This is a genomic window from Stenotrophomonas rhizophila (assembly GCF_003651185.1).
Taxonomy (GTDB): Bacteria; Pseudomonadota; Gammaproteobacteria; order Xanthomonadales; family Xanthomonadaceae; genus Stenotrophomonas; species Stenotrophomonas maltophilia_Z.
On record NZ_RCDC01000004.1, the window covers coordinates 14,367 to 31,240 of the forward strand.

The window sequence follows — 16,874 nt, forward strand, 5'->3', positions numbered from 1 at the left end:
AGAGAAGAGAGGGGAGGCATTCACGACGAGGGGCTCGCAGTTGTTAGACCTGGTTGGATCTGTATAAGTCCTAATCAGAGAATATGCAACCCAATCAGGATACTCCTTTAGTCTCTTCCGACGGTGGGCCGGGCGACGGCTTGCGCGCCACCGGGCACGGCGCTACGGCACTCAGTAGCGGTAGTCGATCGACATACCGATCGTGCGCGGCTGCAGCGGCACGCCGGTCACCGCGACGTAGCGGTTGAGCGCGTCCCGTACCGAGCCGGTTGAGACGTAGGCACGCTCGTCGGTGGCATTGCGGGCGTACAGGCGGACCGTCCACGTCATGTTGGTCAGCTCGGCATGCAGGTCCAGCGCGTTGTAGCTGTCGATGTCGTACGCGCCGGCGACGCGCTCGCCGGTGACCCGGTAGCCAGCACCGACCCGGCCCTGCCACTGGTCGCTCACATCGAAGTCGTAGTCGATCGTGCTCGACCAGCTCAGGCGCGGCGTCATCGGCATCCGGCTGCCGGACACCAGTCCGCTGGAGGGCGGTACATCACCGATCTTCGAATCGATGTAGGCCGCATTGAGGCCGACCGTCAGGCGCTCGGCCGGGCGGACCATGAAGCTCAGTTCCGCACCCTGGCTGCGCGCGCTGCCGGCATTGCCCATCCAGCTCAGGCCGTTCTCGGAGACGCGCACCTGGATGTCGTCCCAGTCGATCCGGAACAACGCCAGGTCGATCATCGCGCGGCGGTCCCAGAAGTGCGATTTGAAGCCGAGCTCGAGGTTGTCCAGCGTGTCGGCCTTGGTCATCGGCACCACGCCGGAGGTCGAGACGTTCGGTCCACCCGGACGATAGCCGGTGGCGTAACGCGCGTAGATCATCGCGCTGTCGTTGAGGTGCCAGCGCGAGGCCAGCTTCCACGTGGTCACGCTGTCATCGGCGGAGTCGGCCAGATCGATCGGCCGCGGGCCGTACAGCAGCCCGATGCTGTGCTGTTCGAAATCCTGCTGGTTGCGCGCGTGCCGCACACCGGCGGAGACATCGAAGCGCGGGCTGAACTTATACGTGACGTCGGCGAAGATCGCCTGCTCGTCATAGGTGCCGGGCAGGCTGGCGGTGCCGGGGTTGAACGGCAGCGGGATGCCGTTGGCATCGTAGGCACTGACCTGCTGGCGGTTGGTGTTCTTCTCGCCGGTGAAGAAGGTGCCGAGCAACCATTCGACGCGCTCGCTCTCCTTGGAGCTGATGCGGAATTCCTGGGTCCACTTGCGCGTGCCGAGGAAGACATCGAACTGCGCCTGGCCGGCCGGGTACGGTGTCAGCAGCGGCCAGGCCACGCCATAGACCAGCGTGGAATCCTGCACTTCGTCCATGCGGGTTTCGGAGAAGCTGGTGGCGGAGACGAAATCGACGTTGCCCAGATCCCAGTCCAGGATCGCCGAGTAGTAGTCGGTTTCCATCCGGTACGGCGTCGCGCGCTGCAGGATGCCTTCGAGCGGGCCGCGGATCGGCTCCAGCGTGGGATAGGTCAAGCCCACCGCACTGGAGTTGTCGGCGTCCACGATCTGCGACAACGCCTGCACGCGCAGGTTGGCGGTGTCGCTGATGCGCCAGGTCAGCGCCAGGCGTGAGGCCAGCTGGTAGTAGCCGTTGCTGTCTTTGGCATCCTCGCCGGTGAGGTCAGGCTGGTCGACGTAGCCCGGCGTGCTCTGGCGCGACAGGCTGGCGCGCATGGCCAGCTTGCCTTCAATGAGCGGTACGTTGAAGGCCGTGCGCACGCCGATGCCGGTATCGCCGGCCTCCTTGGTCGCGTTCACATCCGTGCCGGCGCGGAACTCGAACGCATCCGGATCGGCCGCCTTGGTGATGTACTTGAACAGCCCGCCCATCGAACTGGCGCCGTACAGCGTGCCCTGCGGGCCGCGCAGCACTTCCACGCTCTGGATGTCATACGGCAGCAGGTCCAGTGCGTAAGTGGTCGCGCGCTGTTTGTTGCTGCTCGGGCCGATCGGCGTGTCATCAATGTAGGTGCCGATGATCGAGCCGCCCCCGAGAGGCGCGACACCGCGCAGTGCCATCGTGGTCTGGCCCGGTGCGCCGCCGCTGTCCACCTGGAAGCCCGGCACGTAGGCGGCGAAGTCGTTCAGGCGGGTGGCGCCGAACGCCTCGAGACGTTCTTCGCTGATCACGCTGACGCCGGCGGCCACCTCCATCACGTTCTCGGCGCGCTTCTGTGCGGTCGCCACCACGCGATCAAGCTCCACCACATCGGGCGTGCTGCGGCTGCCATCGGCGTCGGCATCCTGGGCCATCGCTGCGGTGGCAAGGCCCATGCAGCACAGGGTGACGGTGGAGGCGAGGATCGAACGTTTCATCGGCTTGCGCATGTGGCGGGCTCTCCGGAATCAGGAACGGGGTCAGGCAGGAAAAACGACGGCCATGCACGGCGGTAACAGCCGTGCAGGGGTGTGGAGGCGCGCGCTGTCGACGCCGCGCCGGGTTGGCACGTCGGTCAGGGGAGGCGGCGTGGGGGAAGGAAACGGCAGACGACGGGCGTTGGCAGGTGCAAGGCCGTGTTGCTGGCCAGCGGCGCGATCGGCGCGGAGGCTGGCGGTGGGGTTGTACGGAAACTGATCGGGCATTTCGACATCCCTACAAATCCTATGTAAGGAATATTTAGCTTGATCAGGTTTATGTCAAGCTCAATCAGAAAACATCATCCCATTACGGACTATTGCGCCGCAGCAATTCAGCGGATGCGGAATCGCGTTTCCCGGCGTTCTGATCTGTCCCGGGGGCGTACGCCGGGAAACGGGTCGCTATCGGCCGCGATCGTCGCCACGGCCGATCGCCCTGCTCAGCGCTGCGGCCTCAACCCGATGTCACGGCACCGTCGGCCGCGGCGGCATTCTGTGGTGCAGGTGCAGCATTGCCGGCGAGCAATGGCCGGGCACGTCGCTCCAGGCGCAGCAGCAGCACCGCAACCAGCATGCAGGTGCCGGCCATCAGCGAGAAGAAGACGGCACTGGAAAGCGTTGACCACAGCGTGCCGACCGCGCCGGCCAGCAGGTTGCCGCCGAACGAGGCCAGGAACCAGAACGCGATGATCGTGGCGCCAAAGCCGACCGGCGCCAGCCGTGCGAACAGGCCCAGCCCCACCGGCAGGATGAAGAGCTCGCCGAAGGTGAAGATCGCAAAGAACAGCACGGCCCACAGCCAGCCGACCTTGGCCGACGGTTCACCGCCCAGCATCGCCACCAGGGCAAAGGACAGGCCGACCACCGCAGCACCGATCGCCATCTTGGTCAGTGCGGCCGGCTCGCGGCCGTTGCGGGCCTGGCGGGTCCAGTGCTGCACCAGCATCGGCGTGATCAGGAACACCAGCAGGGGATTGAGCGAGAAGAACCAGGTCATCGGCAGGGTGAAATCGGCGGTGAGCACGCGGTCCACGCCGGTATCGAGCCAGACCGCGATGGTGTTGCCGATCTGTTCGTAGGCCAGGCGGAACACCACGATCAAGCCGGCAATCATCGCCATCACCTGCAGCAGCGGGCGGTAGGCTGGCTGCCACAGGGCGGAGAAGGGCAGTGTGGCGCGCTCGCTGCGCGGCGGATCCGGCGGCAGATGGCGGCGGCCGGTGATGTAGATCACCAGGCCGAGCAGCATGCCGATGCCGGCCGCGGAGAAGCCAACGTGCCAGCCATACACCTCACCCAGCGTGCCGCAGATCAGCGGGGCGAGAAACGCACCGAGGTTGATGCCCACGTAGTACACATTGAACGCCGAGCCACGGCGCGGATCATCGCGCTGGTACAGATCGCCGACCTGGCCGGGCAGGGTCGGCAGGAACAGCCCGTTGCCGAGCACGATCGCCAGCAGGGCCGGATACAGCAGCGCATCGAAGGCCATCAGGAAATGGCCGAACGCCATGATCGCCCCGCCCAGGATCACCGCCCGCCGCTTGCCCAGCCAGCGGTCGGCGAGCATGCCGCCGAACACCGGGCTGAGGTAGGCCAGCGCGGTGTACAGCCCGTAGACCATCGAGGCCTGTTCCTGCGAGAACAGCAGCTGCTTGGTCATGTAATAGACCAGCAGCGCCCGCATGCCGTAGTAGGAGAATTTCTCCCACATCTCGGTGAGGAACAGGATGGTCAGGCCGGGCGGTTGCCCGAACCAGGCCTTGCGCGGGGCATCGAGGGTCATGGGGCGGGGCGTCCGGGGGTCAGATCTGCAGGCCGGTGCTGATCAGGCGCTGGGTAATGGCGACGAACGCCACTGCCAGGCCTGCCAGTGCGACGACCCAGGCACCGTAGCGGCGCACGCGCGGCCAGCTGGCCGGCGCGCGGACGGCCACCCAGACCAGTGCGAGGGCGGCGATAACGCTGAGCCAGGACAACGCCTGCACCAGGATCAACGGCCCGTTGGTGTACGACGAGATCGCGCCCGGGCCAGCGATCGATTTCACGTACAGCGCCCAGGCGACCACGGTGCCGAGCTGCGTGGTGACCGACAGCGTCTGCAGCCAGCGCAGGCCACGGGCCTCGAGCGGTGCGCTGACGCGGTAGTAGCGGCGCACGAACACGCCCCCGATGCGCAGCACGGCCGACAGCGTCAGCAACCCCAGCGCGACGAACAGCGCCGGGCGCAGCCATGCTGGCGAACGCCAGCCCGGGATCGGTTCAAAGCCGAACACCGAGGCGAACGGACCGCCGGAGAAGTACACCGGCCGGCCGTCCTTGACCTTCACTTCCAACAGGCCGCGGCCGTTTTCCTGCTGCCACAACCACGGCGACACCTCGCGCCAGCGCAGCAGCTGGCCGTTGAGGCCCTTCTGGCCATCCACGGTGATGGTGCCGTCCTCCTGCGGGTGCACACGGATCGGTGCGAACAGCGTCAGCATGCGCAGATACGAACTGTCCGAACGGCGCGTGCTCTGCCAGCTCGTTCCGGCCAGCGCAGCGGCGTGCTCGCGGGCAGTGGCAGCATCCACGCCCGGGCCAGCGCGTTCGATCGGCAGGGTCGGCAGGAAATTCTCGACGAAGCGCTCCCACACCTGGGCGCGCAGGGCAGAACCGGCCGCGTCACGCCCCACGCTGTTGGTGGACACGAAGACGCCGATGTTGCGTTCCGGAATCATCCACAGCCACGAGTAGAAGAACAGCATCGTGCCGCCGTGCGAGCGGGTGTCATAGCCACCGGTGTCCGAGGCCATCCAGCCCAGGGCCATGCGCGGCAGGTGCGGCAGGATCGCCGGCTGCGGGGTCAGCATCTGTGCGTTGGTTTCCGCGCGCATGATGCGCTGGCCGTCCAGTTCGCCATGGTTGAGCGTGGCCATCATGAAACGTGCCATCGCCGAGCCGGAGGCATACAGCCCGCCCACGCCCGGCGCGGTGTTCTTCTCGGCCGGGTAGCTTTTGCCCGAGCCCAGCAGATAGCCCTTGGCAGCGTGCGGCAGCAGCTCGGCCGGCAGCTTCTGTTCGAAGCTGGCGTACTGCATGTCCAGCGGCTGCAGGATGTGCTGCCTGGCGTAATCCTCGAAGCGCTGGCCGCTGACCCGCTCGACGATGTACGAGGCGATGCCGGTGGCGTAGTTGGAATACGCCGGCGTGGTGCCCGGCGCAGAGATCTGGTTGGGCACCCATTCCTTGAGGTAGTTGTCTCGGTTGGCCGGATGGTCCGGGCCGAGCACGATCAGGTAGCGCATGCGCTCTTCCAGACCGCTGGTGTGGGTCATGATCTGGCGCAGCGTGATCGGCTCACCCTTGGCCGGGACCTTGATGTCCAGGTAGGTGTTGATGTCGGTGTCCAGGTCCAGCTTGCCCTGTTCCACCAGCTGCATCACCGCGGTCCAGACGAACAGCTTGGAGATCGAGCCCGGGCGGAACAGGGTGGTCCTGGGATCCACCGGCGTGCGCTTTTCAACATCGGAGAAACCAAAGCCGCGCTCGGTGACGACCTTGCCGTTCTCGACCACGGTCACCACGGCGCCGGCGAGATCGCCCTGCGCCATCAGATAGGGCACCAGGCCATCCAGGAAGGTATCCACGCGGGCCGCATCCAGCGTGCCGGTGGCGGCCGGTGCGGGCGTGATGGTGTCCGGCGTCTCGGCAGCCACAGGTGCGGCGGGCGCCGCGACGGGCGTGGGTGCCTGCGCATGCAGCGGCGAGAACGCGGCGGTGGAGGCCAGCAGCAGGCCGCAGATTAGCGGGCGCCAGAGACTCATGCCTGCACTCCCTTGCCCCACACCGCATCGTCGCAATGCACCAGGCCCTCGTCGTAACGCAGGCCCGGCACGCGATCGTCGCGCAGGAACAGCGGGCCATCCAGATCCACCACGTCGCAATGCTGGCCCACGATGAAGGCCGGGCCCATCGCCCAGCTGCTGCCGATCATGTTGCCGACCATCACCTGCATGCCCAGCGAGCGTGCCTTGCCGACCATCGCCAGGCTTTCGGTGAGGCCGCCGGCCTTGTCGAGCTTGATGTTGATGACGTCGAACAGGCCTGCCAGCGCGTCGATCTCGGAAACGTCCTGCACACTCTCGTCGGCGGCGAACGGCAGCGGCCGCGCGAAGCCCTTGAGCTCGGCTTCGCGACCGCGCGGCAGCGGCTGCTCCAGCAGCTTGATGTCGTTGTCCAGCAGCACCGGAATCAGTGCATCGAGCACATCCACGCTGTAGCCCTGGTTGGCGTCCACGCCCATCCACACATCCGGGCGCACCTTGCGCACCGCGCGCACGCGCTCGATGTCGATATCCAGGTCACCGCTGAGCTTGAGCTTGAGTGCCTTGGCCGGCGCATAGCGTCCGGTGGCGATCGACTGCATCGTCGCAGGGTCATCGGCGCCGAGCGTCCAGGTGGTCAGCAAGGGACGCGTCTGCGAGAGCCCGGCCAACGCCCAGGCATGCTTGCCGGTGCGGCTTGCTTCCAGATCCCATAGCGCGCAGTCCAGCGCGTTGCGCGCACCGCCGCGGGGCAGCAGCTGCTGCAGTTCGGCACGGGTGATGCCGGCTTCGATCCGCGCACGCAGCAGTTCCAGCGTGGCCAGCATCTGCTCGGGCGTGTCATTGAAGTAGTACACGCCGCTGGCTTCGCCACGGCCGCGATGGCCGTCCTCTTCCAGTTCCACGCGCAGTACCGGCGCGTTTTCGAACACGTAACCGCTGATCCGGAACGGGGCCAGCAACGCAAGCGAGTCGATCTGCAGGGTCAGTTTCACAGGATGTCTCCAGCCCCATGGCGGGGCCATGGGTCAGTAGTTGAGAGCGAAGTCGGCCAGGCCCATCAGGACCAGGGCGTAAGCGAGCACGCAGGCCGACAGCAGCAGCAGCGCAGCCCACAGGCGCGCCAGCCAGCCGCGTCCAGCGCGGACCGTCTGCACCAGGTTCCAGGCCGTTGCGCCGATCCCGCCGATGATCGCGATCACCGTGGCGATGCCCAGCCCGATCACCGCCGGATCCAGACGATCATCCAGGCGGGCGAAATCGGCTGACGCCCAGGCCATCACGGCCATGGCGGCCGCAGGCACCAGCAGCAGGAGCCAGCAGGCGGCGCGGCTCAGGCGATAGGCCAGCAGGGTGCTGCGCGGCCAGCCCAGCACGCGGCCATGACGGCGGCGGACGAGGGCGGCGATGGGCCACGCCAGCGCGGCCAGTGCCAACGCCGCCACAGCAGCGGTCAGCAACGGCTTGAGCCACAGCGCCGAGCGGTAGCCTTCCGCGGCCAGGAACACGTTGAACGGGGAGGAGGAATCCACCGCGAAGCCGACCGGCGTGCCGTCCTTGAGGATGGCGGCCAGGCGCAGTTCGCTGTTGCTTGCCTGCCACAGCCACGGGCCGATCGGCTTGAAGGTGGTCGGCTGCCCGTTGGGCTGCTTCAGGCGCGGCAGACGCAGGCTGCCATCGTCGAGGGCTTCCAGGCGCGTCTGGGTGAGGATGCCGGTACGGCCGATGCCGGTCTCGGCGCGCCGCGAATCGAGGTAGCTCGGTGCCGCCAGCTGGCGTGACTGCGCCTTGGCCAGCGCCGTGTCGACGGCCGCTGCCGTGGCCGGGGCGCCCGCCGGGAAGTAACGGTCAGCGAAGTTCTCCAGCAGTTCACGCCGGATCGGGCCGGTGATGCCATTGGCGCCGGCACTGTTGAGCGAGACGAACAGGCCGACATCGTGATCGCGGAAGAGGAACAGCTGCGAGTGGAAGGAGTAGGTGTCGCCGGCGTGCGACACCACGCGCTGGCCGTTGACATCGATCTCGTAGAAGCCGAGCGCCATGGTGTTCAGTGGCGGCGCGAAGCGGGTCTGCGGGGTCAGCATCAGCTGGCTGGTCGCCGCCTTCAGGATGGCGGTGTCATGACCGCCGGCGGCACTGAGGTGCGCGATCATGAAGCGCGCCATGTCGCTGCCGGTGGCCGAGAGTGCGCCGGCCGGCGCGGAGGGGGTCACTTCGAACGCACGCGGCTTGCCCGAGCCGAGGGCATAGCCTTTGGTCACCAGGGCGCGCAGCGCCGGCGGCAACGGCTGGCGGAAGCTGGCGTGCTGCATCTGCAGCGGCACGAAGATGTGCTGCTCGACATACTCGGCGAAGGGCTGGCCCGACACGCGCTCGACGATGTAGCCGGCCAGGCTGGTGCCGTAGTTCGAGTACGCGGGCACCGTGCCCGGCGCGAAGATCTGCGCCGGCACCCGGCGCTTGAGATACGGGCCCAGTTCGATGCCGCCGGCCTCGGCCACGGCTTCGCTGGTCCACATGTACTTGATGTTGGCCTCGAAGCCGCCGGTATGCGTCATCAGCTGGCGCAGCGTGATCGGCAGGCCGCGTTCGGGCACCTTGAAATCCAGGTACTGATTGATGTCCGCGTCCAGATCCAGCTTGCCGGCTTCCACCAGCTGCATCACTGCGGTCCAGGTCATCAGCTTGGAGACCGAGGCCATCCGGAACAGCGTGCGGTCCGGATCCACCGGCGTCTGCGCGGCCACATCGGAAACGCCGTAGCCGCGGCGGACCAGGATCTGGCCGTCCTTGACCACGGTGACCACCGCACCGGCGATATCGCCCCGCGCGATGGCGTACGGCATGAAGCCATCCAGCCAGGTGGTCGCATCGTCGGCGGTGAGCCGGGCAACGGAATCCACGCCGGCAGGCGGTGTTGCCGCCTGGGGTGGGGCGGGTGGCCGCTGTGCGTCGGCCTGGAAAGACAGCAACAGCCCACAGCACAAGCCGACAAGCCCTGACAACGCACGCATGTGACGATCCCCTTCAAACCATCTCAATCAGACAACAATATTCCTGATCAGAGAAATGTCAAATGCGCGTGATCGTGATCGGATCGCGCCAACCGGGCTGAATGTGACGTTTGGATGCCCTGCGCAGGCCGTTCTTCGGCCATTGAGAACGTTTTCAGGGCGCAGAGAAGCGCTTAAGGCGGCGAACGCGACAAGAAAGCATCCTGATCAGGATGGCATTCATCTCTACGTAGTATCGTATCGGCAACTTCACCAGCAATAGCCCAAAGGTCCTGTCGATGAGCCCCAAAAGCCCGACGCTCGGAACCCTGCTGCGCGGTCTGCGCACCCGCCAGGGATGGACGCTCAAGGAAATGAGCGAGCACACCGAAATTCCGCTGTCCACGTTGTCCAAGATCGAGCATGACCGCTTGACCTTGACCTACGACAAGCTGCAGCACCTGTCCCAGCGCTTGAACCTGCGCATGTCCGAGCTGTTCTCCGAGCCGGAGAGCGACAGCGCGCCCAAGCCGGTCACCGCGCGGCGCAGCCTCGGCTCGCTCGACAAGGCACTGCGGGTGCAGACCGACAACTACGATTACTACTACCTGTGCACCGAACTGCGGCGCAAGCGGATGATCCCGATCCTCACCAAGGTGCGCGCCAAGACCACCGCCGAATTCGGTGAGCTGGTCCGCCACCCGGGCGAGGAATACGTGCATGTGATCGAAGGCCGCATCCAGGTCCACACCGAGTTCTACGATCCGGTGGTGCTGGAGACCGGGCAGGGCATCTACATCGACAGCCAGATGGGCCACGCCTACATCGTCGATACCGGCTGCGAGGAAGCGGTGCTGCTGGCCGTCTGTGCCAGCGCGGACGAGGATCTGATGGAATCGCTGATCACCCTGCATGAGCAGGAGGGTGGGGTCTGATTCTGCGCCCTGCGTGGCGCTGCGAGGACCCTGTGCCCGTAGCGCCGGATCGCAGTCGGCCGAAACGAACGCTTACCAGTTCGCCTCCAGCCGGCGGAACGGCTGGGTGAGCAGCACACCGCGTGCGTCGTAGTCGGTGACGTTGCGTCCATCCACCCGCACCGTGGTGGGGCGGGTGCGGCTCGGCCACCACACGCGCACCGCGGTGTCCTTGCGCAGTCCCTTGCCCAGCGTGACCTGCAGCGCTCCCTCGCGCTGCCGGGCCTGCAGCGCCAAGGTGCCATAGGCAGTCGGCAGGCGATCCACTGCCAGCCCATCACCGGCCAACCATGACGGCGGGGTGCCCGGCAGCAGTGACAGCGCGTCATCGTCTTCGCGCATCAGCATTCCGAACAGCGTGCGCCCGTACTCCGCACCGATCCAGGTATGCGGCATGTCGCCGAGGTAGCGCGGGAAGCGCAGCCGCGAGTGCACCACCTCGGCCAGCACCTGCCATTCCAGCGGGCGGCGGTCATGCAGCAACCCCTGCAGCAGTTCGTCGGCAGCCTCGGGCTGGTCCAGATGTACGTAGCTCAGCACGTTGCGGATTTCATACGGCGTGTAGGCGTACAACGCGTCCGGCTCGCCGCGCTTGCGCACATCCTGCAGATACCGCGCGAACGTGGTGCGCAGTGCCTCCGCCGGCAGCACATCCTGCGCGCCGGTCGGGTCGAGTGCAATCGACACACCGGTCGGGTCGCCATCGCCAAGGTCGGCCGAAGAGGGAATGAAGTCGATGCCCTTCCACGCCATCGTGGCGCGGATCGAAGCGGCCAGCGCATCGTGCAGGGCGGCGTACTGTCCGCGCGCCCATGCGGCGGTTTCGTGATCGCCGAGCGACTCGGCCAACCACGCGCCGTCATGCCAGCCCTTCAGGCCCCAGTAGTCGTCCCAGTAGCTGTGCGTGGGCGACGGGTAGCCCTCGTGGCTGATCGATGGCGCCAGGATGCCGGCGAAACGCTCGGGCGCGGGCTGGCTGGCCATGTAGCCGGGCACCAGCGTGCGCTCGCGGAGTTCCTGCAGGAAGCGCATCGCCGCTTTCACTTTGGGCAGGTACGCGCGCACCGAATCCGGTCCTCCATCCAGCCGCGCGACGTCGGCAACCAAGGCGATGTACTGCCCTTGGCTGTCGTATTCGATATCCGAGCCGAAGCCGGTGTTGACGCTGCCGTCGTCATTGAGGATCGGCGAGACCAGACCGTTGGCGTGCACGCCGTGCTCGCTGTACCAGGCCAGGTAATCGCGCGCGACCTGGGATTCACCCATGCGCAGCAGCACCGCCGAGGTAGCCATGCCGTCGCGGATGAAGGAGCGGTTGTAGTTGCGCGGGCCGGGCTGCATCGCAGGGCCGGTCTGGTTGATCAGCATGTACGCGGCCTGCGCGCGCAGCATGTCCACGAGGGAGGGATCGGGCAGACGCAGCCCGACCTGGCCCAGGCGTGCCTGCCAGTCGTCCGATGCACGTTTGGCCAGCGCGTCGTACGCCGCATCGGGTGCGCGCGGGACGCCGGCCAGATCCAGCGGCGGGGCGTCGGGCAGCGCACCGTCCGTCGCAGAGGGTGCCGTGCCAAGCGGGAAGGCGACCACCACGGAGCGGCTGGCACCGGGTGCGAGCTGCACGCGGTAGGCCAGCGCTGCGGAGGCCAGGCCGTCGGTATCGCGTGCCTGCGTGGCGGCGGGCAAGGTGCCGCTGGCGATCGCCGCGGTGATCTCGCTGCTGCCGTCCGGGCCGAATGGTGCCGCGCCGGCAGCATCCACCGGCGTCAGCGACTGCAGCAGGGCGCGACCATTGATGCGTACGCGTTGCCCCTCGATGGCGACTTCGCGGATCGGTGAGAGGCCTCCGTTCTGCCACGGCGGATTCATCTGCATCGGCCGCACCGCCAAGGTCAGGGTGCCGTCGACGGGCGCACTGCCGGTGTTGCGCAGGCGGTGACGCACGAAGGTGACCGGCTGTCCGTCGAGCTCGACCGCGAACGCCTCGCTCTGCAGTTCAAGCCCGGGTTGTGGCGACCACGTCGCCGAGGGCATCGGCTTCCAGCCATCGCGCAGTGCGTGCTGCACCGGTTGGTCGGCAGCGCCTGCGGCCACACCGTCGGCATTGCGCCAGATCGGCTGCACCAGCGGTGCACCCTTGAAGGCCTCGATGTTGCCGTACTCGTCGAAGATCGATTTCTGCCGGCCGGCATGGATGCCGACCGCGGTCCAGTAGGTCTGCTGCAGGTGCAGCGAGGCCGGGAACAACGCGCGCTGCGCGCCACTGGCGGCGATCTGGTAGCGCTTCATCGGGGTCATCACCGCCTTCGGCCCGAGCAGGCGCAGGCGGTCGACCTGCGGCGTGTCGCCCTCCACCGTCAGCCGCAGCGCCGTGGCGGTCACGGCCGCAGTGCCGGCCAGCCAACTCTGCTGGCGTGCACCCGCCTGCGGATCGCGCGCAAGCTCCACCCAGCCACCCTGGGCATCACGTGCCTGCAGCCGTGCGGCGCCATGCGCGCCTGTCCAGTCCACGGCCAGGCCGGTGGTGGCCACGGCACGCGGCAAGGTGATCTCAAGCGTGTGCGTATCGTCCTTGCCACGTGGGATCGTGACCGCGCTGCCGCCTTGCCACAGCGCCGCGGCCTGGGCTGCATCCACACCGGCCACGCGCGCACTGGTGGTGCTGTCCAATGGCTCCAGTTCGAAGATCGACACGCCCCAGTCCGACGTGCGCTCCGGGCTCGCCAGGCGAAGGTAGCGGGCCTGGCGTGGCGCGAAGTAGAGCGTCTCGATACCGCCGAGTGAATCGCGCATGGTGTAAGCCGGCTGCCACTGTTGGCCGTCCAGCGAGGTCTGCAGGGTGTAACCCTCGGGATTGGAGACATCCCAGGTGATCTGCGCGCCGCTGAGCGTGCTCGGCGTGCCCAGATCCACCTGGAACCAGTGCCCGGGGCTGAAGGCGCCGCCGGTCACCGTCTTCGGGTCGCCATCGATCAGGTGGCTGACCGCCATCGCCGGCACCTGCTGCGAGGAACTGCTGGCCTGCCACTGGCTGCGCGGCGGCAGGGTCTGGGCGGCGGCGCCGAAGCTCAGCGCGAGCGCGGAGAAGAGCAGGGTACCGGCCATGACGCGGCGCGGCCGGTGCACAACAGTCGAACGGTCAGCATGCAGCCCCATCAATGCGCTCCTGATCTGAAACGGCCCCGACGGCGGGGTGGAGGTCACGCTAGCAGGGGCTGTAACCGTTTACATGACGCGTCGCAATACTGAACAGGCGTGTCGTCCAGGCTGAAACGGCACGGGCACCCGCAGGTGCCCGTGATGGTGCGTCACACAGCCATGTCAGGCGCGCGGCGAGAGCAGGTCGGAAAGGCCGATCGTCCTGTACATCTCGGTGCGCATCCGGTCGGCTACACCATTGACCACTTCGGCACCGTCCTGCGACGGATCCACATGCACGCGGAACGGGCGCTTGCCATGCGGCAGGCCGACCACACGCACGATCTCGCGCGCGACCTGCTCGGGGTCGGCATCGGCCGGCTCCAGGCTGGCCAGGCCCTGCAGTGCCTGCTGGGCAACGCCGGCATACGGACCGTTCTCGTATTCGGCGGCGATGTCGGCATCCTCCGGCGTGCCCGAATGCGCGAAATGATTGGTGCCCTGGGTGAACGCGCCCGGCACCATGATCGTGGTCTCGATGCCCCAGCGCGCCAGTTCGGTTGAGTAGGCCACCGCCAACGCATCCATCGCGGCCTTCGCAGCGAAGTAGGGCGCGAGAAATGGCGGTGTGCCCCCGCGGGTGGAGGACGATCCGACCCACAGCAGCAGACCCCTGCCGCGCCCGCGCATGAAGGGCAGCGCAGCACGGTTGACCCGCTGCGTACCCAGCACGTTGACGTCGTACTGTTGCATCAGTTGCTCAGGCGTGAACGCCTCGGCCGGTCCAAACACCATGTGCCCGGCGTTGTGGATGATCACATCGAGCGTGCCCGCCTCGGCGAGTACCTGTGCAATGGCAGCGTTGCTGGAAGCCTCGGACTGCACGTCCAGTTCAACGGTGCGCAGGTCGGCGCGCTGCTGGGCGGCCCACGCGGCGATCTCGGCAACGCGTGCGGCATTGCGTCCGCCGATGTCGCGCATCGAGGCGTAGACGGTGTGACCGGCCTGGGCCAGGGCTTTGGCGCTCATCAGGCCGAAGCCGGAGGACGCGCCGGTGACAAGGATGGTGTGCGGCATGGGAATCTCCAGGTTGAAAAGGGGGCGGCGAGGGAGAAGGACAACTAGGGGGTGAGAGGGCGCGTGCTGTCGCGCAGGCGGCGGTAGAGCACGCGACCGGCATCCAGGTGGGGGGTGAAATCGAAGCCCTGGGCCAGCATCGCGTCCATGTCCTGCGCGGGAATCTGCATGACGTAGCTGTGGTCGTTGGCGACCAGTTCGAACGCCTCCGGGCCGAGCGACGCAGCGCTGAACCATTTGCCGGCATCGGCATGTCCGCTGCGCAGTACCTGGCCGCGGTAATGCAGTTCCCAGCCGCCATCCAGCAATACCCAGACGTCATCGCGGCCCTCGGCGGTAACGTTGCCGAGGATGGGGGCGCCGGCGCTCACCTCCCATTCCCGCGAATGGTCGATCACGTGGCGCAGCTGCGCGGTGGTCAACGCGGTGAAGAACGGGGTGTTGCGAAGCAGGTGCAGATAGGTGATGGACGGCTTCATGGCGGGGTGTGGCGAGGGCGTGCGCGCTTCGCACGACGCCGTCATGACGGTCGCGCAGAGCAGGGGCAGCAGCACGGCCAGGTGGCGGGGCGACATCCGGGCGACCTCAGGCCACGCCGCCGTTGGCGCGCAGGATCTGGCCATTGACCCAGCCGCCGTCCGGCCCGGCGAGGAAGGCAACCACGCCGGCGATATCGTCCGGCTGGCCGAGGCGTTCCAACGGCGGCATCCGCGCGAAGGTGTTGATCTGCTCTTCGGTCTTGCCGTCGAGGAACAGTGCGGTCGCGACCGGGCCCGGGGCCACCGCGTTGACGGTGATCGCGCGGCCGCGCAGCTCCTTGGCGAACACGTGGGTGAACGCTTCCACCGCGGCCTTGGTGCCGTTGTAGATCGCATAGCCCGGCAGATTCAGGGCCAGCGTGGTGCTGGACAGATTGATGATGCGGCCGCCGTCGTTGAGGCGCGTTGCCGCTTCGCGCAGGGTGTTGAACACGCCCTGGGTGTTGATCGCGAAGTTCTGCAGATACAGCGCGTCGCTGGTCTGCGCCAGCGGGGCGGTCTTGAGGATGCCGGCGTTGTTGACCAGCACATCGATGCGGCCCAGCTGCTGTTCAACCGTGGTGAACATCGCGCCGACCTGATCGGCCTGGGAGACATCGGCCTGGATCGCGATGGCGGACGCACCGCCGCGGGTCAACTCGGCGACGAGCGCATCGGCCTCGGCGGTGTTGGAGGCGTAGTTGAGGGCGACGGCGAAGCCATCGGCAGCCAGGCGCCGGGCGATGGCGGCGCCTATGCCGCGGGAGGCGCCGGTGATCAGGGCGACGCGGGAGGAGGTGGACATGGTGGGGCTTCCTTCAGTGGTGGGCACGGAAGGAAGGATGGATCATTCGGCGGCAGGGATAATCCTGCTAAAGTTGCGATCACAATTCCAATTGCTTTAACAATGGGTGGGTCATGGACCGCTTCCAGGAGATGCAGGTGTTCGTCCGGATCGCCGAACGCCAGAGCTTCACCCTGGCGGCCGAGGATCTGCAGATTCCGCGCGCCACGGTGACCAACCTGATCAAGCGGCTGGAGCAGCGCATCGGCGTGCGCCTGCTGGAACGGACCACTCGTCAGGTGCGCATGACCCATGACGGCGAGGCTTACTACCATCGCTGCGTGCGGTTGCTGACCGATCTGGAAGAAACCGAAAGCGCCTTCCGCGATGCCCCGCCCAAGGGGCTGCTGCGGGTCAATCTGCAGGGCACGCTGGCCCGGTACGTGGTGATGCCGGCCATGGGCGAATTCCTTGCACGCTATCCCGGCATCACCCTGCACGTGGGCGAGGACGACCGCTTGGTGGACTTGGTCCGCGAGGGCGTGGACTGCGTGCTGCGCGCGGGCGTTCTGCAGGATTCGTCGTTGATCGGCCGGCAGGTCGCGCTGCTGGAGCAGGTCACCGTGGCCAGCCCCGCGTATCTGGCGCGCGAGGGTGTGCCGACCCGCCTGGACGATCTCGCGCAGCACTACGCGGTTGATTACGGCCCCGGCGGCGCGCACTCGGCCGGCTTGGATTTCCTGCTTGATGGCGACGTGGTGGAGCGGCAGCTGCAGTCGCGCATCTCGGTGACGGGCGCTGACCTGTACACCGGCGCGGCGCTCTCGGGGCTGGGCTTGATCCAGGTGCCGCGCTATCGCATTGCGCAGGCGCTTGCCGAGGATCAGCTGCGCATCGTGCTCGCGGATCACCCGCCACCGCCGATGCCGGTGTCCGTGCTGTATCCGCAGAACCGGCAACTGTCCGCCCGCGTGCGGGTGTTCGCGCAATGGCTGGCCGCGTTGTTCGAACGCGCTGCGGGCACCGCAGCATCCCCCTGACAGCAGATCGTCATGCCACCGCCGCCGCGAACTATTCGCGCAGCCAGCATCGGTCGGAGGAGGCGACAACGCCCTGTCACGCGTTGTCGCTTTCGTGATGCACTGCGCTGGGCGGTACGGGACCGGTCTGCGATAGTC

11 protein-coding genes are annotated in these 16,874 nt (G+C 67.2%); 2 read left to right on the plus strand and 9 right to left on the minus strand.

What is annotated here, in order from left to right; translation table 11 throughout:
* Positions 1 to 171: 171 nt before the first annotated feature.
* The 5 genes from BCL79_RS00135 to BCL79_RS00155 all read right to left on the minus strand — a co-directional run bounded on the left by BCL79_RS00135 (position 172) and on the right by BCL79_RS00155 (position 9,118).
* Positions 172 to 2,379 (minus strand): TonB-dependent receptor, encoded by a 2,208-nt coding sequence (locus tag BCL79_RS00135; protein ID WP_121036611.1) that lies wholly within the window; start codon positions 2,377 to 2,379, stop codon positions 172 to 174.
* Positions 2,380 to 2,863: 484 nt separating this feature from the next.
* The gene (locus BCL79_RS00140; protein WP_121036612.1) at positions 2,864 to 4,195 is read right to left on the minus strand and encodes a peptide MFS transporter; all 1,332 of its coding nucleotides are present in this window, start codon (positions 4,193 to 4,195) and stop codon (positions 2,864 to 2,866) included.
* 19 nt (positions 4,196 to 4,214) lie between these two features.
* Positions 4,215 to 6,215, minus strand: a complete 2,001-nt coding sequence (locus BCL79_RS00145) for a serine hydrolase domain-containing protein (protein ID WP_121036613.1) — start codon at positions 6,213 to 6,215, stop codon at positions 4,215 to 4,217.
* Positions 6,212 to 7,210, minus strand: coding sequence for a dipeptide epimerase (locus tag BCL79_RS00150; RefSeq protein WP_121036614.1), 999 nt, complete (start codon positions 7,208 to 7,210; stop codon positions 6,212 to 6,214). The genes BCL79_RS00145 and BCL79_RS00150 overlap by 4 nt, the downstream gene beginning before the upstream one ends.
* A 33-nt stretch (positions 7,211 to 7,243) precedes the next feature.
* Entirely contained in the window at positions 7,244 to 9,118 is a 1,875-nt protein-coding gene (locus tag BCL79_RS00155; RefSeq protein WP_183073611.1) for a serine hydrolase domain-containing protein, read from the minus strand.
* Between the two features lie 389 nt (positions 9,119 to 9,507).
* Here BCL79_RS00155 and BCL79_RS00160 point away from each other — a divergent pair, with 389 nt between their 5' ends.
* Positions 9,508 to 10,143, plus strand: coding sequence for a helix-turn-helix domain-containing protein (locus tag BCL79_RS00160; protein WP_121036616.1), 636 nt, complete (start codon positions 9,508 to 9,510; stop codon positions 10,141 to 10,143).
* Positions 10,144 to 10,215: 72 nt separating this feature from the next.
* Here the strand turns inward: BCL79_RS00160 and BCL79_RS00165 are convergent, their stop codons facing one another.
* The 4 genes from BCL79_RS00165 to BCL79_RS00180 all read right to left on the minus strand — a co-directional run bounded on the left by BCL79_RS00165 (position 10,216) and on the right by BCL79_RS00180 (position 15,717).
* Positions 10,216 to 13,335 (minus strand): discoidin domain-containing protein, encoded by a 3,120-nt coding sequence (locus BCL79_RS00165; RefSeq protein WP_121036617.1) that lies wholly within the window; start codon positions 13,333 to 13,335, stop codon positions 10,216 to 10,218.
* Positions 13,336 to 13,500: 165 nt separating this feature from the next.
* A complete protein-coding gene (locus tag BCL79_RS00170; RefSeq protein WP_121036618.1) occupies positions 13,501 to 14,394 on the minus strand; it encodes an SDR family oxidoreductase in 894 nt (297 codons plus the stop codon).
* 44 nt (positions 14,395 to 14,438) lie between these two features.
* Positions 14,439 to 14,969 carry a hypothetical protein gene (locus tag BCL79_RS00175; protein WP_220668885.1) on the minus strand — a complete coding sequence of 177 codons (531 nt, stop codon included), beginning with the start codon at positions 14,967 to 14,969 and terminating at the stop codon, positions 14,439 to 14,441.
* Positions 14,970 to 14,979: 10 nt separating this feature from the next.
* Positions 14,980 to 15,717 (minus strand): SDR family oxidoreductase, encoded by a 738-nt coding sequence (locus BCL79_RS00180; RefSeq protein ID WP_121036619.1) that lies wholly within the window; start codon positions 15,715 to 15,717, stop codon positions 14,980 to 14,982.
* 113 nt (positions 15,718 to 15,830) lie between these two features.
* On the opposite strand from BCL79_RS00180, the gene BCL79_RS00185 reads away from it, so the two are divergent.
* The gene (locus BCL79_RS00185; protein WP_121036620.1) at positions 15,831 to 16,736 is read left to right on the plus strand and encodes a LysR family transcriptional regulator; all 906 of its coding nucleotides are present in this window, start codon (positions 15,831 to 15,833) and stop codon (positions 16,734 to 16,736) included.
* Positions 16,737 to 16,874 lie beyond the last annotated feature (138 nt).